Here is a 23,165-nt window from a genome sequence, read left to right as displayed (position 1 = left end):
TTTCAGACGATGCCTGCGCGCATCAAATCGTGCAGATTCAGTGCGCCTATGGCATGGCCGGCCTCATCGGTGACGATCAGGCCATTAATCTTGTAGGTTTCCATCTGCTTGACGGCCTCGGCGGCCAGTCGCGTTGCGGCGATGGTGCGTGGCGAGCGGTTCATGACTTCATCTATCACCAGGCCGGCCAGGTTTTCGCTTTTATCCAGCGTTCTGCGCAGATCGCCATCGGTATAGATGCCGGTCAGCCGCTGCGCTTCATCCAGTACCGCCGTCATGCCCAGGCCCTTGCGCGACATTTCCAGCAAGGCGTGCTTAAGCGGGGTGCCGGATTTAACCGCCGGGAAGTCCTCTCCGGCATGCATGATGTCGGCTACATGAACCAGCAGGCGCCGCCCCAAGCTGCCGCCCGGATGGGACAGGGCAAAGTCTTCCTGGCGGAAGTTGCGTGCGTCCAGCAAAGTGACGGCCAGCGCGTCGCCCAGTGCCAGGGCGGCGGTGGTGCTGGCCGTTGGCGCCAAGCCCAATGGACAGGCTTCTTTTTCTACCGTGGCATCCAGATGAATATCGGCCTCGCGTGCCAAGGTCGAGCCTGGACGGCCGGTGATGGCGATCAGAGCGACCCCTTTGCGCTTGAGCGCCGGCAAAAGCGCAATCACTTCATCGCTTTCGCCCGAGTTGGATAGGGCGATCAGTACATCTTTATCGGTAATCATGCCCAAGTCGCCATGCGCCGCCTCGGCCGGATGGACAAAGAAGGCCGGCGTGCCGGTGCTGGCCATGGTGGCCGCTATTTTGCGGGCAATATGACCGGATTTGCCGATGCCGGTAATGACCACGCGGCCACTGCAGGCAAGTAAGATGTCGATGGCAGCCAGAAACTCGCCATTGAGGCGGTCTGCCAGCTTGAGTATGGCGTCGGCCTCAATGCGAAGGACGTCGCGAGCCAGTTCCAGACGGTTTTGTATGTGCGCTTGTTCCATAGTCGCGCAGTATATCAGCTTATAATCGGCCTTCCTGCACCTGTCTGTATGGATTTCAAACCCTGAACTAGGAAATTATTGCCTGATGCATTCTCTTGCTCCTATCGTGCTGGTCCTTCTTTGTGCCGTACTGGCTGTCACTTTGTGCCGTAGTGTCAAGGTGCCGCCCATGCTGGGCTATCTGGTGGTGGGCTTTGTTGCCGGCCCCAGTGTGCTGGCGCTGGTGCCGGACGGGGAGGAAACGCAGTTTCTGGGCGAGATCGGCATTGTGTTTATGATGTTCTCCATCGGGCTGGAGTTTTCCCTGCCCAAGCTTAATGCCATGCGCCGGCTGGTGTTTGGCGTTGGCTTGGCGCAGGTGGTGGTGACGCTGCTGCTGATCATGGGAGGGGTGTGGATTCTGAGCGATAACCCGCTGGCAGGTTTTGCGATCGGCGGGGCACTCGCCATGTCGTCAACGGCGATTGTCAGCAAGCTGCTGACCGAGCGGCTTGAACTGAATCAGGCGCATGGGCAGCTGGCGATGGGCGTGTTGCTGTTTCAGGATATTGCCGTCGTACCGCTGTTGATTCTGCTGCCGGCCTTTGCCGGCGGCTCGGATACGCTGCTGATGGATCTGGCGCTGGCCGGCGTCAAGGTGGTGGTGGTGATGTCCTTGCTGTTCTTCTTTGGTCCGCGCCTGCTGCGGCCGTGGTTTCATGTGGTTGCCCGCCAGCGTTCGGGTGAGCTGTTTATGATTAATGTGCTGCTGGTGACGCTGGGTATTGCCTGGCTGACCGAGCTGTCCGGCCTGTCGCTGGCGCTGGGCGCTTTTGTTGCCGGCATGCTGATTTCGGAAACCAAGTATCGCTTTCAGGTGGAAGAGGACATCCGTCCGTTTCGCGACATCCTGTTGGGGTTTTTCTTTATCACCGTTGGCATGAAGCTGGAGTTGCCGGTGCTGTTCCAGCGCTGGGATGAAGTGCTGGTGATGTTGTGCCTGCTGCTGCCTTTGAAACTGGCGATTGTTTTTGTTATTGGCCGTGCTTTTGGCCAGCGCAGCAATGATGCGCTTAAAGGCGCGCTGGCACTGGCACAGGGCGGGGAGTTCGGCTTTGTCCTGTTGGCGCTGGCCAGCAATCTGGCGCTGGTGCCTTTGGCATCGGTGCAGGCTGCACTGGCCGCCATCATTCTTTCGATGTTGATAGCGCCATTTATGATCCAGTACGCCGATGCGATTACCCGGCGCGTAATACGCAACGACTGGATGCTGCAGTCGCTCGATCTGCATCAGGTATTTGTGCAGAGCATGAGTAAGTCCGAGCATGTGCTGATTTGCGGCTATGGCCGCAGTGGTCAGGCGCTGGCGCGTCTGCTCGAGGCGGAGGAAGTGCCGTTTTTTGCGCTGGACCTGGATCCCGAGCGGGTGCAGGAAGCCAGCGCCGCCGGGGATCCTGTGGTGTTTGGCGATGCCGCCCGCAAGGAAGTGCTGGGCGCTGCCGGCATTCAGCGTGCCCGTGTGGTGGTGATTACCTTTGCCGACACCCATGCTGCCGAGCGCATTATCGAAACCGTGCAGCAGCTCAAGCCCAATTTGCCGGTTATTGTGCGCACCATCGATGATAGCGATATCGAACGTTTGCGCGCTGCCGGTGCCGACGAGGTGGTGGCAGAGGTGATGGAGGGCAGTCTGATGCTGGCCTCCCAGGCCCTGATGGTGATGGGGGTGCCGGTGAGCCGGGTGCTGCGCCGTATCCGCACCGTGCGTGAAGCGCGTTACGGTCTGTTTCGCGGCTTTTTCCGCGGGGTGGGGGACGAGGTTGCTATCGGAGACGAAGGTCAGCAGTTGCGGCTGGAAAGTGTGCGCTTGGTGGCAGATGCCTACGCGGTGGGCAAGCGTCTGGGCGAGCTGAATCTGGGGGCATTAGGGGTCGAGGTCAAGACGGTGCGCCGCCGCCAATTCAAACGCTCCGATCTGAGCAATGATTTTGTGCTGGAAGAAAATGATGTAGTCGTGCTGTTGGGGCGCTCTGATCAGCTGGCTTCGGCCGAGAGCTGTCTGCTGCAAGGGGATGCAGGCTAAGCCTGCGCAAGTGTCGTGCAGGAAAGCGGGGGAGATTCTCCCGCTTTCCTGTTTGTGTTAAGGCAGGATGGTGGTGATCTGTTTTTTCAATTCCTGCTTCAGTGCTTGTTGTTTTTCGTCGGGGCTTGTTTTGCCCTTGACCATGGCATTGAAGTCCAGCGCATAGATAGGTGCATTGATCTGGCCGGTAATTTTCAGTGGCACATTGACCCCGCCTAACTGCTTGAATGAGCGCGGATTGGCTTTGACATCCAGCGTATAGTCGATAATGCTTTGCGGCAAATCGAGCTTACCGTTGCCATGCACATTCACCAATTGTGAAGCCAGTTGCAGATCCTGATTGCGTGCAATGCCATTGTCCAGGTCGAAGCTGGCCGACAAAGATTGGAACGTGGTTTTCTGTTTCTGATCGGTGGCCAGCGAGGTGGCGCTCCAGTCCTTGAGTTCGGCCGGCAGGTTTTTCAGTGCTGCCACCAGGTCGATACCGGTCAGCGCACCTTGTGCCAGCTTGACGCTGGCTTGTCCGGTGAGTGTATCGCGCAGTCCGGCCAGGGATTTTCCGTGAGCGACCAGATTAACTTCGCCGCTGCCTTTGCCTTCGATGCGGCTGAAGTTGAACAGGTCAAGCAGTAGCGGACGGATATGCATGCCATGCAGCTGCTGTTTGAGCGAGAGTGTGGCTTCTTTGCCGCGCTGCAGTCGGGCACTGCCGCTGAGCTTCCCTTCGTAAATACTGGCCGACAGATTGTCTACAGCAAAAGCGTTACGGTCAGCCTCGACATGGGCGTTGATATCGCGCACGCGAAAACGCCCCATATTCAGTTCGCCAATATCGACCTTGCCTTTTAGGTGCAAAAAGTCCATCCAGTCCAATTGCAGCGGTGCCGTGTTCTGGAATAGGGCGACAGCCTGCTCGGGCTTGGTTTCAGGCAGATAGCGGTTCAGGTCAAGCTGGTCGATAGAAAGCGCCGCCTCGTGGTGCGGGTCGATAAATCCGGTCTGGTCCAGTGCAAGGGCTAGCTGAGTGCCATCCAGCTTGCCGGCGACCCGTAGTGTGAGCCGGCTACTGTCCAGTTCGCCGCTCAGTGTGCCATCCAGTGCGGCGAAAAGCTGGCCACGCGGTAAGACGGGCGTAATCAGGCGGGCATCCAGTTTTAATGGGTCCATGCGTAAGGTGTTGAGCCCAGCCAGCTGCAGCGGTGCCGACAGCTTGATCTTGATGGAGTGCGGGCCTTGCGAGGAAATCAGCTCGCTACTGATTTGTGTTGCATAAAGTCCGGCTGGGGTAAGTTTGAGCTGATCCAGTGCGCCATTGAAACGGTAGCGGGTTTGGGCGTAGTTAAACTCACCCGAGCCGGTGGCATATGGAATGAGGACTTCTGCCGGGTTGGCGCTGGCGTGAGGGATGTTGGCCTCGAGTTGCAGCTTGGCTTGCGTGCTATTTAGCTTGATTTGCAGTGCCTTGGCGGTGGTTTGCAAAGTGGCGGTATTGATATCCAGATTGCCTGTGGCGCTAAGCGATGTGCCGCTATTGCGCCCGCTGCCGGTGAGGTTGGCACTGATGTCGCGTGCCGCTATTTTGTCGGCGCTATGGTGGTAGGGCACAGACAGGGCAATTTTGAATTCCCGCTTACCCTCAAGCAGTTTGCCATCCAGTTGCAGGTGGGCAGCGGATGCCATATCGACCAGTTCAAGCTGGGCGTCCCTGAGCGCTGCGGTATGACCGCTTATTTCATCTGTGAAATCGATATTGGCGTTACGCAGTGCAAAGCGATCAAGCTGAAGCTTGAGCGAGGTCGCCCGGTTTTTTTGCAGTAGTCCGTCGATATTGAGTGTGCCGTCGCTTTGCTGCCTCAGTGTGAGTGTCATGCCGTCGGCGGCGAGACTGCGTAATTCATGCTGCTTTTGCAGCAGGGGCCACCATGCCAGATCAAGGTTTAGCTTGTTCAGTGTGAGTAAGGCCGTGCGCGTGCCGGCCGGGTAAACGGCAATGCGCTCTATATCCAGGCCGGGATAGGGAAAGAAATGAGGAGAGATGTTGCCGTTGATTTCGGCATCGTAGCCGCGCTGGGCGAATTCATTCACGATATTGTGCCGCACGGCCTGCGCATCAAAGCGCTGATAAAACAGGATGAGCGCGCATGTGGACAGAACACACAGAGTGAGTGCGCCGTAGACAAATGTTTTTAGCCAGAGCCGGCCAGAGTTTAACTTCATACTGAGTCGGTCTAGATGGAGGCTGGGAAAATGGCGCGTGGAGCGGGTGAAGGGAATCGAACCCTCGTCGTAAGCTTGGGAAGCTTCTGCTCTACCATTGAGCTACACCCGCACTGCGAAGACGGCATTGTATGAAAAATGGCCGTCTTTCGCAAGAAAGTGGCAATGTTTTTTTAAAAAATGCAGTTTTGTCTGTGTGTGCGCAATATGCAATAGGAATTTATTTTTTTTGGGGCAGTTAAGGCTAATAATTTAAGTTTTATCGATGATAAATGCTTTTCCCCCCTTGACCCCGTGCTTGAACGTGGTAACTTGTATTCGTGTATATCGTATACAAAGCGGGGTATGCTGGTAGCCATCATCTGGCTCGCATGCTTAATCCTTGCGCCACACCCGGTGGCAAGCTTATTTCCCGCTGGACTCTGACTCGGCAGCTTTAGCCGGTTCAAGATGTCTCCTCCACGTGGTCGACCATGTCAGGCGTAATCCGTCTGCGGGCTCCTGACTCGATAGTTCTGCATTTGCAAACAGCCCGGTCCATGCAAATTTTTGCGTGGAAGTCGTTATTGTCCAGATAATTTAAAGAGAATTGATCATGGCCAGATCACAATGGGGCTCCCGCCTCGGATTCATACTTGCTGCTGCCGGTTCGGCGATTGGCCTGGGTGCCATTTGGAAGTTTCCTTACGTCGCCTCGCAAAATGGCGGCGGGGCATTTTTACTGATTTTCATCGGCTTCGTGTTTACGCTGGGCATCGTGATGATGATGGCCGAGATGGCGCTAGGTCGCGCGGCCCACTCCAGCGCAGTCGGGGCTTTTCGCAAGATGGGCGGCAAGCACTGGGCGCTGGTCGGTTATATGGGGGTGCTGGTCGGCTTCCTGATTCTGTCGTTTTACAGCGTGGTCGGCGGCTGGACGATAGCCTATATCGTCAAATCGATAGGCGGCGAGATTATCAGCAGTGATGCCAAAGTGCTGGGCGGGATTTTCAGCAGTTTTATTTCCAGCCCGAGCGAGCCCCTGTTCTATCACGCAGCCTTTATGGCCTTGACCGTCGGTGTGGTATTGGGTGGCGTGCAAAAGGGTATCGAAAACCTGTCCAAATTCCTGATGCCCGCATTGTTCGTGATGATGCTGGTGCTGATTGCACGTGGCTTGTTTTTGCCGGGAGCCCTGGATGGCGTGGCTTACTTCCTTGATCCCGACTTTTCTAAGGTGAGCGCCAAGACGATTATCGATGCGCTGGGCTTGGCCTTCTTCTCGCTGTCGCTGGGCATGGGGGCGATGATTACCTATGGCTCTTATGTAGAAAAAGACACCTCGATTCCGGGGTCTGCCGCTTGGGTGGTGCTGTTGACGACCGTGGTCTGCCTGCTGGCTGGCTTGATGGTGTTGCCGGCCGTATTTGCCTTCGGTTTTGACCCTTCGGCAGGTCCTGGTTTGACCTTCATCACCATGCCGGCGGTGTTTGCCAAGATGGTAGGCGGGCAGCTGTTTTCCGTGGTGTTCTTCGTGCTGCTGCTGGTCGCCGCCCTGACTTCGGCGGTGTCGCTGATGGAAGTGGTGACCAGCTTTATGATCGACGAATTTCATATGCGCCGGGTGCCTGCGGCCTTGCTGATGGCTTCGCTGATGTTTGCGCTGGGCGTGCCCGCCTCCTTGTCGCTGGGTATCTGGAGCGAATACACCCTGTTCGGTAAAGGCGTGTTCGATCTGCTGGATTACACCACCTCCAATTTGCTGATGCCGCTAGTTGGTGTGCTATTGGCTTTGCTGGCAGGCTGGAAAATCTGGCCTCAGATTGAGGCCCAGCTGGCGGTGGGAACCCGTAGCAGCGCTCTATGGCTGCCGGCGATGAAGTTGACTTGTCGTTATATTGCACCGGCCCTGATCGGTTTTGTACTGGTTAATGGTTTATAAAGGCGGCTGAGGCCAAGGCTTTGGCATGCACGGACAAGGCGTCCCCTTCGGTGGGGACGCCTTTTGTTTTAAGATTTTGTCTGTTCATTATTTCTGGGAAATACCATGTCCAAGCGCATTCTTGTCCTCTATAGCGGTGGCACCATCGGCATGGATCATACGCCTGCGGGTCTTGCACCCGTGTCGGGACTATTGCCACGCCTGCTGGAACGCTTTCGCAGTGAGCAGTTGGACTTTGAGCTGATCGAGTATCCGCAGCTGATAGACTCCTCGGCGATCACGCTGGCCAACTGGAATAGTCTGATCGGCGATATTGCCAGTCATTACCATGCTTGCGATGGTTTTGTGATTATCCACGGCACCGACACCATGGCTTACACCGCCAGTGTGCTGGCTTTTGCCCTGCAGGGGCTGGCCAAACCGGTGGTCATCACCGGCTCGCAATTGCCCTTGGTGCATGCCCGAAGCGATGGCTGGGGCAATCTGGCCGATGCCTTTGAGGCGGCTTGCCAGGAAGACTTGCATGAGGTTGTGCTGGCATTCGATCGCGTGCTGCTACGCGGTTGCCGGGCGCGCAAGGTCGATGCAGCCAGTTTTGCCGGTTTTGCCAGCCCGAATGCCGCGCCGCTGGCGCAGTTCGGTATCCATATTCAATGGCAGCGCGCACTGTGGCGTCAGGCACAGGGCAATTTTCATGCGCAGCATCTGGATGAGCAAGTCAATATCCTGCCGCTGATGCTGATGCCGGGCGCGGCAGCCGCCAGCTTTGGTGCTTTATTGCAAGGGGCGCATCATGGCGCGGTACTGATGAGTTACGGTAATGGCAATGCGCCGGCAGAGGCTGCGCTGCTGGCTGGCGTCGCTTCAGCGAGCGCGCGCGGTTTGCCGGTGCTGAACCTGACCCAGGTGCAAAAAGGCTCGGTCGAGGTGGGGGCGTATGCTGCCAGTCAGCCATTGGCACAAGCCGGTGCCTTGCCGGGGCTGGATATGACGCCGGAGGCTGCGCTGGGCAAATTGACGGTATTGGCTTCCATGCCTTTGACGGCGGCGCAGCGGCGGGCCTATTTGCAGCAGGACTGGGCGGGAGAGATGACTGTCCCTGCCTAAAAAATAGGCGCGTGAAGATTTCCATTTCTATTCATGCCTTTACTTGGTTTGTCCACAGTGTGCGCACAGGGTTTTTCTGTGCGCATGTGGGCAATTCGGATCTGCCCGTGTGGCTGACAAGTTCGTGCTTTGCTTCTGTTATTCGCGGTCTGTACACCGCTTCGGCGCCCGCCTTTGCGAGAAACTGCCCGATGCCAGGCTCTGCGCCGTATAATCTTCCCCTTTACCGCTTTTGTTGATGTCATGCCGCTTTCTTTGCGCGTTGCCGTATTGGGGCCGGAGTCCAGCGGCAAGAGCACGCTGGTGCTGGCGTTGGCGGACAGGCTTGAGCGCGCCGGCATGCGTGTGGCGTGTGTTGACGAGTATGCGCGCAGCTATTACGCCAGCCGTCCCTATCTTCCGTCGCTGGCCGATGTCGAGGCGATTGCGTTAGCCCAGTGCCACAATGAAGACAGGGCTGCCCTGCAGGCGGATATCGTGTTGTGCGACACGAGCGCGCTGACCTGTCGTATTTGGGCTGAAGTGGCTTTTGGCGGCGCCAGCGAGACGATAAACCGTTTGTGTCGTAATTACCGCTATGGTTTGACGCTGCTCGCCCGCCCGGATATTCCCTGGCAAGCTGATCCTTTGCGTAGCCATCCGCATGAGCGCGACTGGCTGCTGGGCTTATACCGTCAGGCACTGGCAACACAGCCGGAGCGCATAGTCGAGGTCTATGGCACTCGGGAACAGCGGCTGGAGCAGGCGCTGCGTGCACTGGATGAGGTATTGCCGTCAGGATGTGTGCCTTAAATTTAGGCAGTGCGACTTCTATTAATAAAATCAGTGTGTTGCCGCTCTTGTCCACAGGCCGTTCACAGTACTGTCCCGTTGCGGCGTGGACAAACAGAGGATGGACTGCCTAAAAAACAGGCTGGTGTAAATAGGCTAATAAATTCAATGTCTTGTGTGGTTTGTTAACAGGGTCTGCACAGGGCTGTCCAAGATGGGTGTGAAGAAATGAATGAAGTGTTTGAGCTGCGCAATGAATATATTGCCTTGTGCGATCTGCTGAAAACTTGCGGTATTGCCGAGTCTGGCGGAATGGGCAAGCAGATGGTGGCCGAGGGTGTGGTTTGTGTCGATGGTGCGGTCGAGTTGCGCAAAACCTGCAAAATCCGCCCCGGGCAGGTGGTCAGCGGGGAGGGCTTCACCATACGCGTGATAGCGGCCCATGCTTGAGAGTGGCGACGATTTCGACCCGCAACCCGAGGCTCCGCAAGCGCCCAGCGACGATATGTGTTGCGGTAGCGGTTGCGAGCCTTGTGTTTGGGATAGCTACCAAATAGAGCTGGCGGATTACCGCATGCGCTTGGCTGCGTGGCACGCGCGCCAGGAGGGTGCGTGATGGCCAGCATAGACCTGCATTTTCACTCCAGCATTTCCGACGGTGCCTTGAGCCCTGCTGAAGTTGTGACGCGTGCGGCCGGTCGCGGCGCGACTTTACTGGCGCTGACCGATCACGACTGCACGCGCGGCTATGCCGAAGCGGCAGCAGCAGCTGGCGAACTGGGCATCGCCCTGATCGGTGGCGTCGAAATTTCGGTGAGCTGGGGTAAACATACCATTCATATTGTCGGGCTTGGCATTACGCCGGGTGAAGCCGTGCTCGAGACGGGGCTCGCCTCTATCCGCGATGGCCGCATCGAGCGCGCGCGCGCCATGGCGCATGAGCTGGAAAAGGCCGGCATGCCCGGTACTTTCGATGGTGCGATGGCGCTGGCGGCCAACCCGGAAATGATAGGGCGTGCGCATTTTGCCCGCTATATGGTCAATGCCGGATATATAAAAGATATAAGGGCCGTGTTTCGCAAGTTTCTGGCTGCCGGCAAAACCGGCTATGTGCCGCACCAATGGGCCAGTCTTGCCGATGCCGTAGGCTGGATCAGGGCAGCAGGCGGCGTAGCGGTGATTGCCCATCCGGGGCGCTATGATTTTGGCAGGACACTGACCGAACGGTTGATACTCGACTTTAAGGATGCCGGCGGCGAGGCGATAGAGGTCGCCAGCGGTAGCCATAGTCTGGACGATATGCACAAATACACCCTGCTGGCCGACCGTTTTGGTTTGCTGGCCAGCGCCGGCAGCGATTTTCATGCGCCAGGCGAGGGGGGGCGTGATGTGGGGCTGACGGCTGAACTGCCGCCTTTATGCCGCCCAATATGGCGGGAAAAGGGCTGGGGCGCTTGAAGTCCCGGGCGAGGAAATAGATATGGCACAATTTTTTACCATCCATCCGGATAACCCGCAGGCGCGGCTGATACGCGAAGCGGCCAAGATTGTCGAAGCGGGCGGGGTGATCGTCTATCCGACCGACTCCTGCTATGCGCTGGGTTGCGCCTTGGGAAATAAGCGGGCGATGGAACGTATTCTGGAAATACGCCAGATCGACCTTAAACACCACCTGACGCTGGTATGCGCCGATTTGTCGGCGCTGGCCAATTATGCCCGTGTGGACAATAGCCAGTACCGCCTGCTTAAAAGTGCCACGCCGGGTAGCTACACCTTTATTCTGCAGGCGACCAAGGAAGTGCCGCGCCGCACTTTGCATCCCAAACGCTCGACCATAGGCTTGCGCGTGCCGGATCACCAAGTGGCGCTTGCCTTGCTGGAGGCGCTGCACGAGCCGATTTTGTCGTGTACGCTCATGCTGCCGGGGGAAGGCGAGCCCTTGGTTGACCCGTACGAGATTCGAGAATTGCTGGAAAACCGGGTCGATCTGGTGATTGATGGCGGTTGGTGCGGCACCGAGCCGACGACGGTGATAGACATGACCGATGGTGTGTCGCTGGTTCGCCAGGGTAAGGGCGCGGTTGCGCCATTCGGGCTATAGCCGATAGATAATAGAATTCGGGCCGCGCAATGCGGCCATTTGCTGAACAAAAGGGGGGGGCTCTTGGACGATATCATCCAGAAAATTGCGATTTATGCGTTGCCGGTCATTCTGGCCATTACCTTGCACGAGGCGGCGCATGCCTATGTTGCCAAGCGCTTTGGCGATGCCACGGCCTTTATGATGGGGCGGATGACCTTGAATCCGCTCAAGCATATTGATCCGATCGGCACCGTCCTGTTGCCGCTGGTCGGGCTGATTGCCGGCGGCTTTATATTCGGCTGGGCCAAGCCGGTGCCGGTCAACTTCGGCAACCTCAAGCCTGTCCGTGGCGGTATGCGCTGGGTTGCGGCAGCCGGTCCCTTGTCCAATCTGGCCATGGCGGTGGGCTGGGTCTTGCTGTTCAAACTGGCGATCAGTACCGACTCCATGTATAGCGAGCCGCTGATGCTGATGAGTCAGGCCGGCATCAATATCAATGTGGTGCTGATGGTGCTGAACCTGATGCCGCTGTTGCCGCTGGATGGCGGTCGCATCGTTGAAAGCTTTTTGCCGCCGGGCATGGCTTATAAATACTCGCGTATCGAGCCTTACGGTATCTGGATATTGCTGGGCCTGGTATTTACCGGCCTGCTCTCGCCCATACTCAGGCCATTCATGAATATCGTGTATGATCTTCTCAATCTGATTTTGTAATTTTATTTTTCCAGGATTGTTCATGTTCGCAGATCGCGTTCTCTCCGGCATGCGCCCAACCGGAAGGCTACACCTTGGGCATTATCACGGCGTTATCAAAAACTGGGTGCAGCTGCAAAGTGAGCACGAATGTCTGTTTATGGTGGCCGACTGGCATGCGCTGACCACCAATTACGACGATGTAGGCGTGATTGAAAGCAGTCTGTGGGATATGGTGATCGACTGGCTGGCTGCCGGTGTCGATCCGGCACAGGCGACCATTTTTATCCAGTCCAAGGTGCCGGAGCACGCCGAGCTGCATCTGGCGCTGTCCATGATCTGCCCGTTGGGCTGGCTGGAGCGGGTGCCGACTTATAAGGATCAGATCGAGAAACTCAGCCACAAGGATCTGACCACTTACGGTTTCCTCGGTTATCCGCTGCTGCAGGCGGCCGATATTCTGGTGTACAAGGCCAACCGCGTGCCGGTGGGCGAAGACCAGGTGCCGCATGTCGAACTGACGCGTGAAATGGCGCGCCGTTTTAACCATTTGTATGGGCGCGAGCCAGGCTTTGAAGACAAGGCCATCGCTTCCATTAAGAAACTGGGCAGCAAGAAGAGCAAGCTATACCAGCAGATGCGCACCCGTTACCAGCAAGAAGGCGACGACGAGGCACTGGATGCGGCACGCGCCTTGCTGGCCGACACGCAAAACCTGTCCATCGGGGACCGCGAGCGCCTGTTTGCCTTCCTCGAGAATAAAGGTCGCGTCATTCTGCCCGAGCCGGATGCCTTGCTGACGGCGGCCAGCCGCATGCCGGGTCTGGATGGCAACAAGATGTCCAAGTCGTACGGCAACACCATCGCCCTGCGCGAGGCGCCGGAATCGGTATCCAAGAAGGTGCGTGCCATGCCGACCGATCCGGCCCGCGTGCGCCGCACCGATCCGGGTGACCCGGCCAAGTGTCCGGTGTGGCAGCTGCATCAGGTGTATTCGGATGAAGCGACCCGCGAGTGGGTCATCAAGGGGTGTACCAGTGCCGGCATCGGTTGTCTTGATTGCAAGCAGCCGGTGATCGAAGGCGTGCTCAAGGAGCAGCAGCCGATGTTCGAGCGTGCGCAAAAGTATCTGGACGATCCGACGCTGGTGAAGGCCATCGTCGCCGACGGTTGCGAGCGCGCGCGCAAGATCGCGAACGACACCATGAAGGACGTACGCGAGGCGATGGGGCTGGGTTATTGAGCCTCACCGCCTGTTCGCGACAGCCCCGCGTATGGTCGCGGGGTTTTTTATTGATGGGACAGCATGACTGAGCACAGCTTAACGCCTGATGCCGCCGGGACTGTCGCCGGCATACCCTTGGCGCATGTCTTCGGCCAGCCGGTATTGGAAATGCCGGCTGATCTGTTTATTCCGCCGGATGCGCTCAAAATCATTCTCGAGAGTTTTGAAGGTCCGCTGGACTTGCTCTTGTACCTGATCCGCAAGCAGAACCTGAATATCCTGGATATTCCGATGGCGCCGATTACCGCGCAGTACATGCGCTATATCGATGCGATGCGCGCCGAGCGGCTGGAGTTGGCAGCCGAGTATCTGTTAATGGCGGCCTTGCTGATCGAGATCAAGTCGCGCTTATTGTTGCCGCGTCCGCAAGTGGACGAGGCCGGAGAGGTGAGTGACCCGCGGGCGGAACTGGCACGGCGGCTGCTGGAGTATGAGCAGATGAAGCTGGCCGGACTGGCTTTGGACAAGCTGCCGCAAGCCGAGCGCGACTTTGCCTGGCTGGCAGTCCTGATCGAGCAAGGCGCCGAGCAGCGCCTGCCTGAAGTCAGCCCGCTGGACTTGCGCCAAGCCTGGCTGACTATTTTGTCGCGTGCCAAAAACCAGCGCAGCCATCAGGTGGCGAAGGATGAGCTGTCGGTGCGTGAGCAAATGAGCTGGATTTTGCGTTATCTGGACGGACGCGATTATGTGGCGTTCGAAGAGTTGTTTGAGCCGGGTAAAGGTGTCGCGCATCTGGTAGTCAACTTTATTGCCCTCTTGGAGCTGGTCAAGGAGGGCATGGTGCGGGTGAGCCAAGATGTGGCCTATGCTCCGATCTATGTACGTATTGCCGTGCTGTAATGCCTACCAGGCCAGCTTGTATTTGAGGCGGATGCTGCCGTTACCATTGATGTTTAGCGCCAGTCTTGATGATTTGTCCTGATACAGCTTGAAAGAGGGGCGATTGCCACCATCCAGCGCGAGCCAAGCCCAGAGCGGATTGCTTTCCTTTAGTCTGAGCGCGGTGCTTGAGGGTAAAGGGGCGAGGGCTGGCGCGCCGATGACGGATAACGCTGTAGCTGAGATCATAGGCGGTTTTGTATTTTCGTCCTCCATGGCGATGGCAGGCGGGAGGCTGAGGTCTGTTGCCGGGCTTATTGTGGTCATGCTGCTTTCCGGCTCTTGCGCCTGCGCCATACCGGACGTCACATAAGCTGCCAGCTGTACAAACAAGGACAGGACGAGTAACGCTTTACCGTGTTGCCTGACTGTAGTTTGCATGGATCTGCTCCCGTCCCGGGTTTTTGTCTGCTTGCTTTGGCTGCCCGCACATTTTCTGTTGTTCACCATAGGTGAAGTTATGACGGATTTTTAGATATCAGCGCCAGATAGGGTTGATGGGGGGCGCAAGACAGGTAAAACAGGGTATCTTATGGCGACGCAGGATAAAAAATCGTGTAAAATCCGCGCCTTCCTGTGATTTTGTCCAAAATCTGATCTGGTTTCGATGCCTCTTTTTACCGATCTCAAGTATCTGAAGACCGTTCTCGAAACGGCGCTGCTGACTGCGCAAGAGCCGCTATCGGTTTCCATGCTTAAACGCCTGTTTACCGAGGATATCAAGGCGGCGCTGATCAACCAGATTCTGGAAGAAATACAGCAGGATTGGCGTGGCCGCGGGGTGGAGCTGATCAAGCTCTCGTCCGGCTGGCGCTTTCGGGCGCGCGCCGAATTTACCCCCTATCTTTCCCGGTTGAACCCGGAAAAGCCGCCGCGCTACTCGCGCGCGGTGATGGAAACGCTGGCGATTATTGCCTACAAACAACCGGTGACCCGTGGCGATGTTGAAGCCATACGCGGTGTGACGGTGTCGACCAGCGTGGTGCAGACTCTGCTTGAGCGGGGCTGGATCGAAGTGATCGGGCACAAGGATGTGCCCGGACGGCCCGGTCTGTATGCAACGACCCGCAAGTTTCTCGATGATCTCGGCTTTCATTCGCTGCGTGACTTGCCGCCTTTGGCGGATTTGGGAAATTTGGTGGTGCCGGATGCCGGGCCGGTTGAAGCCTCTGGCGAGATGCCAGAAGGCGAAGTCCCCCTCGTTGATGAGGCGGAAAATCTAGTTGATTAGGAAAAAGCATGTCTAAAGGACAACGCAATCAGGCGCGCCAACCGGTGTCGCAAGCCAAAGGCCGCGAAACCTCGCAGCCACGCACCGGCGGTAGCTTTATCAAGCCGCGCAATGCACAAGACAACAAGCCGGCACCATCGCGCCAAGAGGGCCACGGCCAGCGCGATCGCAATGCCGGCGATGCCAAGCCGTTTGCCCGCCGCGACGGCGCAGATCAGGGGCGCAGCCGCAGCGATGCGCCACGCGGTAACTACGGCGACAAGAAGCCGTTCGTGCGTCGCGATGGCGATGCTCCGCGCGAAGGTGGTTACGGCCAGCGCGAGCGCAACGATGCGCCACGCGGCAACTACGGCGACAAGAAGCCGTTTGTGCGTCGCGATGGCGATGCGCCGCGCGAAGGCGGCTACGGCCAGCGCGAGCGCAACGATGCGCCACGCGGCAACTACGGCGACAAGAAGCCGTTCGTGCGTCGCGATGGTGATGCGCCGCGCGAAGGCGGCTACGGCCAGCGCGAGCGCAGCGATGCGCCGCGCGGCAACTACGGCGACAAGAAGCCGTTCGTGCGTCGCGATGGTGATGCTCCGCGCGAAGGCGGCTATGGCCAGCGCGAGCGCAGCGATGCGCCGCGCGGCAACTACGGCGACAAGAAGCCGTTCGTGCGTCGCGATGGCGATGCACCGCGTGAAGGCGGCTATGGCCAGCGCGAGCGCAACGATGCGCCACGCGGCAACTACGGCGACAAGAAGCCGTTCGTGCGTCGCGATGGTGATGCCCCGCGTGAAGGCGGCTTCCAGGGCCGCAGCAGTGGTAACTTCGGCGACAAGAAGCCGTTTGTGCGCAGCGAGGGCCCGAAAGTGCCGCGCGCCAAGAAACTGGCTTTGCGCGCACCAACCCAGGCGATTGCCGAGAAGGCGCAGCGCCTGCGCGAGACCCGCGTAGATCTGGACAAGATCGAGCCGGTGCGCCTGCAAAAAGCACTGGCCGCATCGGGTTCCGGTTCGCGCCGTGAAGTCGAGGAAATGATCGAAGCCGGTCTGATTCTGGTCAACAACAAGGTGGCCGTATTGGGCGACCGCGTGGGGCCGCATGACCGCGTGACGGTGAAAGGCCATCCGGTCAAGCTTAAATGGGCTGACCGTTTGCCGCGCATCATCATGTATCACAAGCAGGAAGGTGAAATCGTTTCGCGCGATGATCCGGAAGGCCGTGTGACCGTATTCGACCGCCTGCCGCAGGCCAAGTCCAGCCGTTGGGTTGCCATCGGCCGCCTGGACGTGAATACCTCCGGTCTGTTGCTGGTGACCACCAGCGGCGAGCTGGCGAACCGCATGATGCACCCAAGCTTCGAAGTCGAGCGCGAGTATTCTGTACGCGTGCTGGGCGAGCTGACGCCGGAAATCATGAAGGCGATGACGCAAGAGGTTGAGCTGGAAGATGGTACGGCGCATTTCGAGCGCGTTTATCAGCTGGGCGGGCGTGAAGAAGGCGCCAACCACTGGGTGAATGTGGTGATCAAGGAAGGCCGCAACCGCGAAGTGCGTCGTATGTTCGAACACTTCAATCTGACCGTCAGCCGCCTGATCCGTATCCGTTTCGGCACGATCGGCTTGCCGGGCCGCCTGAAGCGCGGTCAGTTCTATGAGCTGAACGAAGCGGAAGTGGCTGGCGTGATGAAGTGGTCGGGTCTGACTTCGACCGGTTTGCAAAAGCGCCGCTAAAACGCCATCTTGTTGATGGCAGGCTAGCCGATAACCGCCCGTACACTTTGTGTTGCGGGCGGTTTTTTTGTAGAAAGGGCAAGGGATGAATAAAGCATTTGTACGCGAAAGTGATGATGACGATCTTGAGGAAGGCTTGCCGGCCGAGAGCCGCCTGCCTGCCAGCGGCAAGAACTACATCACGCCGGCCGGCTGGCGCCGCCTCAAGGACGAGCTGTCGCAACTGGTACACCGCGAGCGTCCCGAGGTGGTGCAGATCGTCAACTGGGCGGCTTCCAATGGCGACCGTTCGGAAAACGGCGATTACATCTACGGCAAGCGCCGCTTGCGCGAAATAGATCGCCGCATCCGTTTTCTGACCAAGCGTCTGGAAGTGGCCGAAGTGGTCGACCCCGAGCTACGCGAAGCGTGTGACCAGGTATTTTTTTCGGCCACGGTCGATATTGTGCGCGGGGATGGCAAAGAGCAGACCCTGAGCATCGTCGGTGTGGACGAGATTGATCCCGAGCGCGGCCATATCAGCTGGATTGCCCCGATTGCACGGGTTTTGCTCAAGGCACGCGAGGGCGATGTGGTGGTGCTGCGCGGGCCGGACGGGATGGAAGAAATCGAAATCTGTGCCGTGCGTTATCAGCGCCTAGATTGACGCCGCACCCTCGCGCCCGGCCAAGGTTTGGTTCAGTGCCAGCCAGTGGGCGCTGGCTTGGGGGTCTAACTGCTTGAACGCCTGCGTCAGCAGGTGTTGCTGTTCCTGAAATAAAGCCTGCTCCAGCGCCAGCCCTGCCGGGCTCAGTTGTAACAGCTTGACCCGGCGGTCGTGGCTGGCGCTATGGGTTTCAATCAGTCCGTCTGTAATCAGCCGGCGTAGCGGCAGATTGATGGCCTGCTTGCTGACGCCCAGTGCCTGCAGCAGTTCGCCCACATTCAGCCCGGGCTGGTAGGCGACGAAAAACAGGATGCGGTGGTGCACCCGCGCCAGACCGCGTTTTGCCAGCATCTGGTCGGGCTTGGCGGTAAAGGCCTGATAAGCATGGAAAAAGGCGGCCATGGTCTGACGGACTTCCGTGGCGTTGTAGTTATCAGGCATATTGACGTCGGTCATTAGGATAGGTAGATTGGTCAAAAATATTGACATTAATATCAGAGACCATCAAGAGGCTGCCATGTTTTCCCAACGTATCGAACGCTTGTCTGGCTCGCTGATCCGCGAAATTCTGGCGGCGGCGCAACGCCCTGAAGTCATTTCCTTCGCCGGCGGCTTGCCGGCTTCGCAGTGCCTGCCCGAACTCGACTTCAAGGGCATGCCGCAAGCACTGGCGCAGTATGGCACCACCGAAGGCGAACCCGAGTTGCGCGAGGCGATTGCGCGCGAAGCGAATAAAATGGGCATTGTGTGCAGCCCGGATCAGGTGCTGGTGCTGTCCGGTTCACAACAGGCACTGGATCTGGCGGCCAAGCTGTTTATCGATCCGGCGACGCCGGTGGTGACCGAGGGCCCGACCTATCTGGCGGCCTTGCAGGTATTCAAGCTGTTTGGCGCCGCCATTCATGCCGTACCGCAGCAGGCCGACGGCCGTCTGCAGCCGGCCGATTTTGCCGAGCGTTTTGCCCGCGTCAAGCCAGCGCTGACCTATCTGATTCCCAGCTTCCAGAACCCGTCCGGAGCCTGCCAGAGCGAGGAGACGCGCCGCCAGCTGGCCGAAGTGATCGATACGGCCGGTGTGCCGCTCTTCGAAGATGATCCGTATCGTGCCCTGTCCTACGATGGCGAGGCACCGGCACCGCTGGTCAGCCATCTGAAAAAGGCATCGTGGATTTATGCCGGCTCCTTCTCCAAGACGCTGGCGCCGGGTTTGCGCGAGGGTTATCTGATTGCCTCGCCCGACCTGTACCCTTACCTCGTCAAGCTTAAGCAGGCGGCCGACCTGCATACCAACCGTGTCGGCCAGTGGTTTGCCGCGCGCGCGCTGAATGATGGTGCTTATCCGGAGCATATTGCCCGCCTGCGGGCCAGCTACCGTATCGGGCGCGATGCGATGCAACTGGCGCTGGAAAAGCATTTTGCCGATCTGGCCCACTGGCAACTGCCTAGCGGCGGCCTGTTCTTCTGGCTGACCCTGAAGCACAAGCGCGATACCCGCAGCCTGCTCAAGCTGGCGCTGGAGCATGATGTTGCCTTTATGCCGGGCGAGCCGTTTTATCCTGTGCCGGAAGAGGGCATCGGCCATTTGCGCTTGAATTTCAGCCATACCCCGGTGCATAGGATTGAAGAGGGGATTGAGCGCCTGGCCGGCTTGATTCGCAATTCGCAGCCGTAACGCCATAGCGGCGGGCGGCTGTCTGTTAAGCAGGGAAAAGCCCGCACCTATTGGTGCGGGTTTTTTCGTTTAGCGGATGGGCTAGCGGAAAATACAGGCCTGAGCAGACATAGGCCTTTACTTCAGCAATGGGCGCAGTGCTTTTTCTACCGTTGCGGCCATCAGCGGTTGCGCTTGGGCATTGGGATGGATGCCGTCGTTTTGGAACAGAGTCAGCTTGCTTTCAAAGCCGGCGACCAGCAGCGGGACATACGCCGTTTTGTGTTTTTTTGCCACATTGTCGTATGCCTTACGGAACCTTGCGGTGTAGTCCGGGCCATAGTTGGGGGGGAGAGCCATGCCGACCAGCACCACTTTGGCCTTGTTGCGCTGAGCCAGCGCCGTCATTTGTGCGAGGTTGGCCTCCATTTCGGCCAGCGGCAGGCCGCGCAGGCCGTCGTTGCCGCCCAGTTCCAGTACGACAATAGCGGGCTGATGTCGTGCCAGTGCTTGTGGCAATCGGGCGAGACCGCCGGCGCTGGTTTCGCCTGATTGCGAGGCATTGACGACCTTGTGTCTGGGCCCCAGACGTTTTTCCAGTAGCGAAACCCAGCCCTGACCCGGCGCCAAGCCATAGCCGGCGGACAGGCTATCGCCGAAGACCAGCACGGTGGCGGCCATAATGGGCGTGCACCACAACATACAACATACAACAAGCAAGCGGAACATGATGAATCCATCCGGAGAAACGACGGCCATTTTGCGTGCCAGTGCCGTGGGCAAGCAAGTGGCTTATCACGGCGAGACGCTGACTATCTTGCGCGATGTCAGTCTGGCCGTGGCGCGCGGCGAGACCATCGCCATCGTTGGTGCATCCGGTTCGGGCAAGTCCAGCCTGCTGGCCATTCTGGCCGGGCTGGATCAGGCAAGCCGCGGCGAGGTGGCGCTGTTTGGCCAGCCTTTGTCGAAGCTGGACGAAGATGGCCGCGCCGCGCTACGCCGTGCGCGCGTGGGCTTCGTGTTTCAGAGCTTTCAATTACTGCCGCAGCTTAGCGCACTGGAAAACGTGATGCTGCCTCTGGAACTGTGCGGGCGCAAGGACGCAGCCGTACTGGCGCAGCAAAGGCTGGAGCGGGTGGGGTTGGGGCATAGGCTGAAGCATTATCCGCGCCATTTGTCCGGCGGCGAGCAGCAGCGGGTGGCGCTGGCGCGTGCCTTTGTAACCGATCCCGAGCTGCTGTTTGCCGACGAGCCCACCGGCAGCCTGGACCCGGTGGCGGGCGAGCAGGTGATCGATCTTTTGTTCCGGATGAATGCCGAGCAGGGCACCAGTCTGGTGCTGGTGACGCATGACCCGGACTTGGCCGCGCGTTGTGACGCCATCTATCGCCTGCATGATGGCTGTTTGCTGGGGGCCGGTTTATGAATCTGCTGCAACGCGGGGCTTTTGCCCTGAGACTGTTGCTGCGCGAATGGCGCTCGGGCGAGCTGGGCGTGCTGCTGTTGGCGCTGGTGGTGGCGGTGGGAGCGATGACCAGTGTGTCGTTTTTTGCCGACCGCATCGAGCGCGGGCTAAGCCAGCAAAGCGCGCGCTTGCTGGCGGCCGATCTGGTGGTCAATGCCAATGCGCCGCTGCCGGCACCATGGCAGGACGAGGCGCGGCGTCTGGGGCTGAGTCTGGCCAGCAGTGTGTCTTTCCCGTCCATGAGTTTTGCCGGCGATGAGGCGGCGCTATCCAACCTGAAAGCGGTGAGTGCGGCCTACCCGCTACGCGGCGAAGTCAGCCTGCGCCTGATGGATGGCCGCGAGCTAAGCGGACGCTTTGCGCCGGCGCCAGGAGAAGCCTGGGTCGATGCGCGCCTGTTGTCGCGCCTCAAGCTCAAGCCGGGCGACCGTCTGGGGGTCGGGCGCTTGCAGCTGACCATCGCCGGCGAGATCTTGCGCGAGCCGGACGGCGCGCTGGATCTTTACAATTTTGTGCCGCGGCTGGTGTTCAATCAGGCGGATCTGGCCGCCAGCGGCCTGATACAGGAGGGTAGCCGTGCGCGTTACCGCCTGATGGTGGCCGGGGACGGTCGTCAGGTCGAGGCGTTCCGGCGCTGGGCAACAAGCCGCCTCGCACCCGGCATGCGCCTGGAAAACATAGAAGAAGCCCGGCCCGAGGTGAAAACCGCACTGGAGCGGGCGCGGCGCTTTTTGGGCATCGCCACCATGCTGACCGTGGCGCTGGCCGCCGCCGCGGTGGCGATGGCGGTGCGCCGCTATCTGGCGCGCCACTGGCAAAGTGTGGCGGTCATGCGCGCACTGGGCATGGGTTCGGGCGAGGTGTGGCAGGTGTTTGCCCTGCTCTTTGCCATGCTGGCGCTGGCGTGCGGGGTCATCGGTGCCGGGCTGGGGTATGGCTTGCAATGGCTGCTGATTAGCGTGGCTTCGGGTCTGGGGGGCGAAACCTTGCCGCAACCGGCCTGGTGGCTGGGCTTGCTGGGGCCGCTGTCGTCTCTGGTTTTGCTGTTGGGGCTGGCTTTGCCGCCCATTCTTGCCCTGCGCCAGGTGTCGCCATTGCGCGTGATGCGCAGTGAAACGGGCGCGCCGCGTATCGGCGCGCTGGCGCCGGTGCTGGCCTTGTCGGCTTTATTGCTGCTGGCGGCATGGCAGGTGGGTGATGCGACGCTGGGCTTGTGGTTGCTGGGCGCATTGGGCGGTTTTTTTGTTGCGGTCGCGCTGGTCAGCATGGTGTTGCTTGCGCTAGTGCGGCGCCTGGCGCGCCGCTCGGGCCGGCTTGGCTGGCGCTATGGCGTGGCCAATCTTGCGCGGCGGCCGGCGCTGGCACTGATTCAGCTGGTGGCCCTGTCGGTGGGGCTGATGGCCTTGCTGCTGTTGACTGTGGTGCGCGGCGATTTGATTAATAGCTGGCAGAACAGCATTCCGCCGGATGCGCCCAATAAATTTGCCATTAATATTCAGGAGAATCAGCGCGCGGCGCTTGGTGACAGCTTCGTGCAAAGCGGCAGGGCCGCGCCCGAGCTCTCGCCCATGGTGCGGGCGCGTCTGCTAGCCATCAACGGCAAGGCGGTCAACCCGGCCAAGCTGGCCGACGAGCGCGCACGGCGCTTGGCCGAGCGCGAATTCAATCTGTCCTGGCGTGACAGTCTGCCGGCCGGCAACCAGATTGTGGCCGGACAATGGTGGGAAGGCGAGCGCGCCGCGCCACAGTTTTCGGTGGAGGCGGGTCTGGCTGACACGCTGGGCATACGCTTGGGCGACAGCTTGTCATTCGATATTGCCGGCACGTCTTACCAGGCCAAGGTCACCAGCTTGCGCAAGGTGGCGTGGGATAATTTTCGCGCCAACTTTTTTGTGTTGGCACCGCCCAACTGGTTTGCCGGCGAGCGCGCCAGCTATATCACCAGCTTTCGCCTGCCGCCCGAGCGCGAGGGCTTTGTCAGCCAGTTGCTGGCGCGTTTTCCCAATCTGACGGTGATAGACATCGGCGTCATCATCACCGAAGTGCGTGCGGTGGTTGAGCGCCTGTCGCGGGCGGTTGAAGTGATGTTTTTATTGTCGCTCGCCGCCGGTGTGCTGGTGTTATGGGCGACCTTTGCCGCCACACGGCATGAGCGGCTAGCCGATATGGCGCTGATGCGGGCGCTGGGCGCCTCGCGCCGCCAGTTGCGCGTAGTCTTGCTGTCTGAACTGGCTTTTATTGGTGCCTTATCCGGCGTTCTTGCCGGCGCAGGTGCCATGCTGACCGGTGCCGTGATTGCCCAGGCGCTGCTGTCCTTGCCGTTTACGCCCAATCTGTGGCTGCTGCCCGGCGGTGTGCTCTTGGGCATGTTGGTGGTGTGCGGCGCCGGCTGGCCGCTGGTCGGCCGTGTCGCCAATGCGCCGCCCCTGGCGGTATTGCGGGCGGAGTTGTAG

22 protein-coding genes and 1 tRNA gene are annotated in these 23,165 nt (G+C 59.2%); 17 read left to right on the top strand and 6 right to left on the bottom strand.

Features of this window, described 5'->3' with window-relative positions:
• Positions 1–2: 2 nt before the first annotated feature.
• A complete protein-coding gene (locus M3P88_RS10820) occupies positions 3–983 on the bottom strand; it encodes a KpsF/GutQ family sugar-phosphate isomerase (RefSeq protein ID WP_249616051.1) in 981 nt (326 codons plus the stop codon).
• An 85-nt stretch (positions 984–1,068) separates the two neighbouring features.
• Here M3P88_RS10820 and M3P88_RS10815 point away from each other — a divergent pair, with 85 nt between their 5' ends.
• Positions 1,069–3,045: a monovalent cation:proton antiporter family protein gene (locus tag M3P88_RS10815; RefSeq protein WP_249616050.1), complete on the top strand. Its 1,977-nt coding sequence runs from the start codon at positions 1,069–1,071 to the stop codon at positions 3,043–3,045.
• Positions 3,046–3,102: 57 nt separating this feature from the next.
• Here M3P88_RS10815 and M3P88_RS10810 read toward each other — a convergent pair whose 3' ends face one another.
• Both M3P88_RS10810 and M3P88_RS10805 read right to left on the bottom strand, forming a co-directional pair.
• Positions 3,103–5,262 carry an AsmA family protein gene (locus tag M3P88_RS10810; protein ID WP_249616049.1) on the bottom strand — a complete coding sequence of 720 codons (2,160 nt, stop codon included), beginning with the start codon at positions 5,260–5,262 and terminating at the stop codon, positions 3,103–3,105.
• A 38-nt stretch (positions 5,263–5,300) separates the two neighbouring features.
• Positions 5,301–5,374 (bottom strand) — tRNA-Gly (locus M3P88_RS10805).
• A gap of 483 nt (positions 5,375–5,857) precedes the next feature.
• Here M3P88_RS10805 and M3P88_RS10800 point away from each other — a divergent pair.
• The 10 genes from M3P88_RS10800 to M3P88_RS10755 all read left to right on the top strand — a co-directional run bounded on the left by M3P88_RS10800 (position 5,858) and on the right by M3P88_RS10755 (position 13,962).
• The gene (locus tag M3P88_RS10800; protein WP_249616048.1) at positions 5,858–7,183 is read left to right on the top strand and encodes a sodium-dependent transporter; all 1,326 of its coding nucleotides are present in this window, start codon (positions 5,858–5,860) and stop codon (positions 7,181–7,183) included.
• Positions 7,184–7,288: 105 nt separating this feature from the next.
• Positions 7,289–8,290: an asparaginase gene (locus tag M3P88_RS10795; protein ID WP_249616047.1), complete on the top strand. Its 1,002-nt coding sequence runs from the start codon at positions 7,289–7,291 to the stop codon at positions 8,288–8,290.
• Between the two features lie 243 nt (positions 8,291–8,533).
• Entirely contained in the window at positions 8,534–9,082 is a 549-nt protein-coding gene (locus tag M3P88_RS10790) for an AAA family ATPase (protein ID WP_249616046.1), read from the top strand.
• Positions 9,083–9,289: 207 nt separating this feature from the next.
• A complete protein-coding gene (locus M3P88_RS10785; protein WP_249616045.1) occupies positions 9,290–9,511 on the top strand; it encodes an RNA-binding S4 domain-containing protein in 222 nt (73 codons plus the stop codon).
• On the top strand, positions 9,504–9,677 hold the full coding sequence (locus tag M3P88_RS15940) for an oxidoreductase-like domain-containing protein (RefSeq protein ID WP_283773177.1): 174 nt from the start codon (positions 9,504–9,506) through the stop codon (positions 9,675–9,677). The genes M3P88_RS10785 and M3P88_RS15940 overlap by 8 nt, the downstream gene beginning before the upstream one ends.
• On the top strand, positions 9,677–10,519 hold the full coding sequence (locus M3P88_RS10775; RefSeq protein WP_249616044.1) for a 3',5'-nucleoside bisphosphate phosphatase: 843 nt from the start codon (positions 9,677–9,679) through the stop codon (positions 10,517–10,519). Before M3P88_RS15940 ends, M3P88_RS10775 begins: the two co-directional genes overlap by 1 nt.
• A gap of 22 nt (positions 10,520–10,541) precedes the next feature.
• On the top strand, positions 10,542–11,162 hold the full coding sequence (locus tag M3P88_RS10770; protein ID WP_249616043.1) for an L-threonylcarbamoyladenylate synthase: 621 nt from the start codon (positions 10,542–10,544) through the stop codon (positions 11,160–11,162).
• A 63-nt stretch (positions 11,163–11,225) separates the two neighbouring features.
• Positions 11,226–11,858, top strand: coding sequence for a site-2 protease family protein (locus M3P88_RS10765; RefSeq protein ID WP_249616042.1), 633 nt, complete (start codon positions 11,226–11,228; stop codon positions 11,856–11,858).
• Between the two features lie 22 nt (positions 11,859–11,880).
• Entirely contained in the window at positions 11,881–13,080 is a 1,200-nt protein-coding gene (locus tag M3P88_RS10760) for a tryptophan--tRNA ligase (protein ID WP_249616041.1), read from the top strand.
• 63 nt (positions 13,081–13,143) lie between these two features.
• Complete coding sequence (locus tag M3P88_RS10755) at positions 13,144–13,962, top strand: segregation and condensation protein A (protein WP_249616040.1); 819 nt, start codon at positions 13,144–13,146, stop codon at positions 13,960–13,962.
• 3 nt (positions 13,963–13,965) lie between these two features.
• On the opposite strand, the gene M3P88_RS10750 is transcribed toward M3P88_RS10755, so the two are convergent.
• A complete protein-coding gene (locus M3P88_RS10750; RefSeq protein WP_249616039.1) occupies positions 13,966–14,382 on the bottom strand; it encodes a hypothetical protein in 417 nt (138 codons plus the stop codon).
• 226 nt (positions 14,383–14,608) lie between these two features.
• On the opposite strand from M3P88_RS10750, the gene scpB reads away from it, so the two are divergent.
• The 3 genes from scpB to greB all read left to right on the top strand — a co-directional run bounded on the left by scpB (position 14,609) and on the right by greB (position 17,596).
• Positions 14,609–15,232, top strand: a complete 624-nt coding sequence (gene scpB, locus M3P88_RS10745) for an SMC-Scp complex subunit ScpB (protein ID WP_124735704.1) — start codon at positions 14,609–14,611, stop codon at positions 15,230–15,232.
• A gap of 656 nt (positions 15,233–15,888) precedes the next feature.
• Positions 15,889–16,950 carry a pseudouridine synthase gene (locus M3P88_RS10740; protein ID WP_502798957.1) on the top strand — a complete coding sequence of 354 codons (1,062 nt, stop codon included), beginning with the start codon at positions 15,889–15,891 and terminating at the stop codon, positions 16,948–16,950.
• Between the two features lie 85 nt (positions 16,951–17,035).
• Complete coding sequence (gene greB, locus M3P88_RS10735) at positions 17,036–17,596, top strand: transcription elongation factor GreB (protein ID WP_249616038.1); 561 nt, start codon at positions 17,036–17,038, stop codon at positions 17,594–17,596.
• Here the strand turns inward: greB and M3P88_RS10730 are convergent.
• Positions 17,588–18,037, bottom strand: a complete 450-nt coding sequence (locus M3P88_RS10730; protein ID WP_249616037.1) for a MarR family winged helix-turn-helix transcriptional regulator — start codon at positions 18,035–18,037, stop codon at positions 17,588–17,590. The genes greB and M3P88_RS10730 overlap by 9 nt on opposite strands.
• 76 nt (positions 18,038–18,113) lie before the next feature.
• Between M3P88_RS10730 and M3P88_RS10725 the strand changes: the two genes are divergently transcribed.
• Positions 18,114–19,268, top strand: a complete 1,155-nt coding sequence (locus tag M3P88_RS10725) for an aminotransferase-like domain-containing protein (protein WP_249616036.1) — start codon at positions 18,114–18,116, stop codon at positions 19,266–19,268.
• Between the two features lie 117 nt (positions 19,269–19,385).
• On the opposite strand, the gene M3P88_RS10720 is transcribed toward M3P88_RS10725, so the two are convergent.
• Entirely contained in the window at positions 19,386–19,976 is a 591-nt protein-coding gene (locus M3P88_RS10720) for an arylesterase (RefSeq protein WP_249616035.1), read from the bottom strand.
• 1 nt (position 19,977) lies between these two features.
• Here M3P88_RS10720 and M3P88_RS10715 point away from each other — a divergent pair, with 1 nt between their 5' ends.
• Both M3P88_RS10715 and M3P88_RS10710 read left to right on the top strand, forming a co-directional pair.
• The gene (locus M3P88_RS10715; RefSeq protein ID WP_249616104.1) at positions 19,978–20,673 is read left to right on the top strand and encodes an ABC transporter ATP-binding protein; all 696 of its coding nucleotides are present in this window, start codon (positions 19,978–19,980) and stop codon (positions 20,671–20,673) included.
• A complete protein-coding gene (locus tag M3P88_RS10710; protein ID WP_249616034.1) occupies positions 20,670–23,165 on the top strand; it encodes an ABC transporter permease in 2,496 nt (831 codons plus the stop codon). Before M3P88_RS10715 ends, M3P88_RS10710 begins: the two co-directional genes overlap by 4 nt.

Origin of the sequence: Craterilacuibacter sp. RT1T, from assembly GCF_023502145.1 — a bacterium.
Classification (GTDB): domain Bacteria; phylum Pseudomonadota; class Gammaproteobacteria; order Burkholderiales; family Chromobacteriaceae; genus Craterilacuibacter.
The sequence above is the reverse complement of the archived record's forward strand: the minus strand, read 5'-3'. Positions and strand labels throughout refer to the sequence as shown.

Coding starts and splice junctions, on each gene's coding strand:
- M3P88_RS10820 (WP_249616051.1), bottom strand. CDS start 983: ATGGAACAAGCGCACATACAAAACCGTCTGGAACTGGCTCGCGACGTC.
- M3P88_RS10815 (WP_249616050.1), top strand. CDS start 1,069: ATGCATTCTCTTGCTCCTATCGTGCTGGTCCTTCTTTGTGCCGTACTG.
- M3P88_RS10810 (WP_249616049.1), bottom strand. CDS start 5,262: ATGAAGTTAAACTCTGGCCGGCTCTGGCTAAAAACATTTGTCTACGGC.
- M3P88_RS10800 (WP_249616048.1), top strand. CDS start 5,858: ATGGCCAGATCACAATGGGGCTCCCGCCTCGGATTCATACTTGCTGCT.
- M3P88_RS10795 (WP_249616047.1), top strand. CDS start 7,289: ATGTCCAAGCGCATTCTTGTCCTCTATAGCGGTGGCACCATCGGCATG.
- M3P88_RS10790 (WP_249616046.1), top strand. CDS start 8,534: ATGCCGCTTTCTTTGCGCGTTGCCGTATTGGGGCCGGAGTCCAGCGGC.
- M3P88_RS10785 (WP_249616045.1), top strand. CDS start 9,290: ATGAATGAAGTGTTTGAGCTGCGCAATGAATATATTGCCTTGTGCGAT.
- M3P88_RS15940 (WP_283773177.1), top strand. CDS start 9,504: ATGCTTGAGAGTGGCGACGATTTCGACCCGCAACCCGAGGCTCCGCAA.
- M3P88_RS10775 (WP_249616044.1), top strand. CDS start 9,677: ATGGCCAGCATAGACCTGCATTTTCACTCCAGCATTTCCGACGGTGCC.
- M3P88_RS10770 (WP_249616043.1), top strand. CDS start 10,542: ATGGCACAATTTTTTACCATCCATCCGGATAACCCGCAGGCGCGGCTG.
- M3P88_RS10760 (WP_249616041.1), top strand. CDS start 11,881: ATGTTCGCAGATCGCGTTCTCTCCGGCATGCGCCCAACCGGAAGGCTA.
- M3P88_RS10755 (WP_249616040.1), top strand. CDS start 13,144: ATGACTGAGCACAGCTTAACGCCTGATGCCGCCGGGACTGTCGCCGGC.
- M3P88_RS10750 (WP_249616039.1), bottom strand. CDS start 14,382: ATGCAAACTACAGTCAGGCAACACGGTAAAGCGTTACTCGTCCTGTCC.
- scpB (WP_124735704.1), top strand. CDS start 14,609: ATGCCTCTTTTTACCGATCTCAAGTATCTGAAGACCGTTCTCGAAACG.
- greB (WP_249616038.1), top strand. CDS start 17,036: ATGAATAAAGCATTTGTACGCGAAAGTGATGATGACGATCTTGAGGAA.
- M3P88_RS10730 (WP_249616037.1), bottom strand. CDS start 18,037: ATGCCTGATAACTACAACGCCACGGAAGTCCGTCAGACCATGGCCGCC.
- M3P88_RS10725 (WP_249616036.1), top strand. CDS start 18,114: ATGTTTTCCCAACGTATCGAACGCTTGTCTGGCTCGCTGATCCGCGAA.
- M3P88_RS10720 (WP_249616035.1), bottom strand. CDS start 19,976: ATGTTCCGCTTGCTTGTTGTATGTTGTATGTTGTGGTGCACGCCCATT.
- M3P88_RS10715 (WP_249616104.1), top strand. CDS start 19,978: ATGAATCCATCCGGAGAAACGACGGCCATTTTGCGTGCCAGTGCCGTG.
- M3P88_RS10710 (WP_249616034.1), top strand. CDS start 20,670: ATGAATCTGCTGCAACGCGGGGCTTTTGCCCTGAGACTGTTGCTGCGC.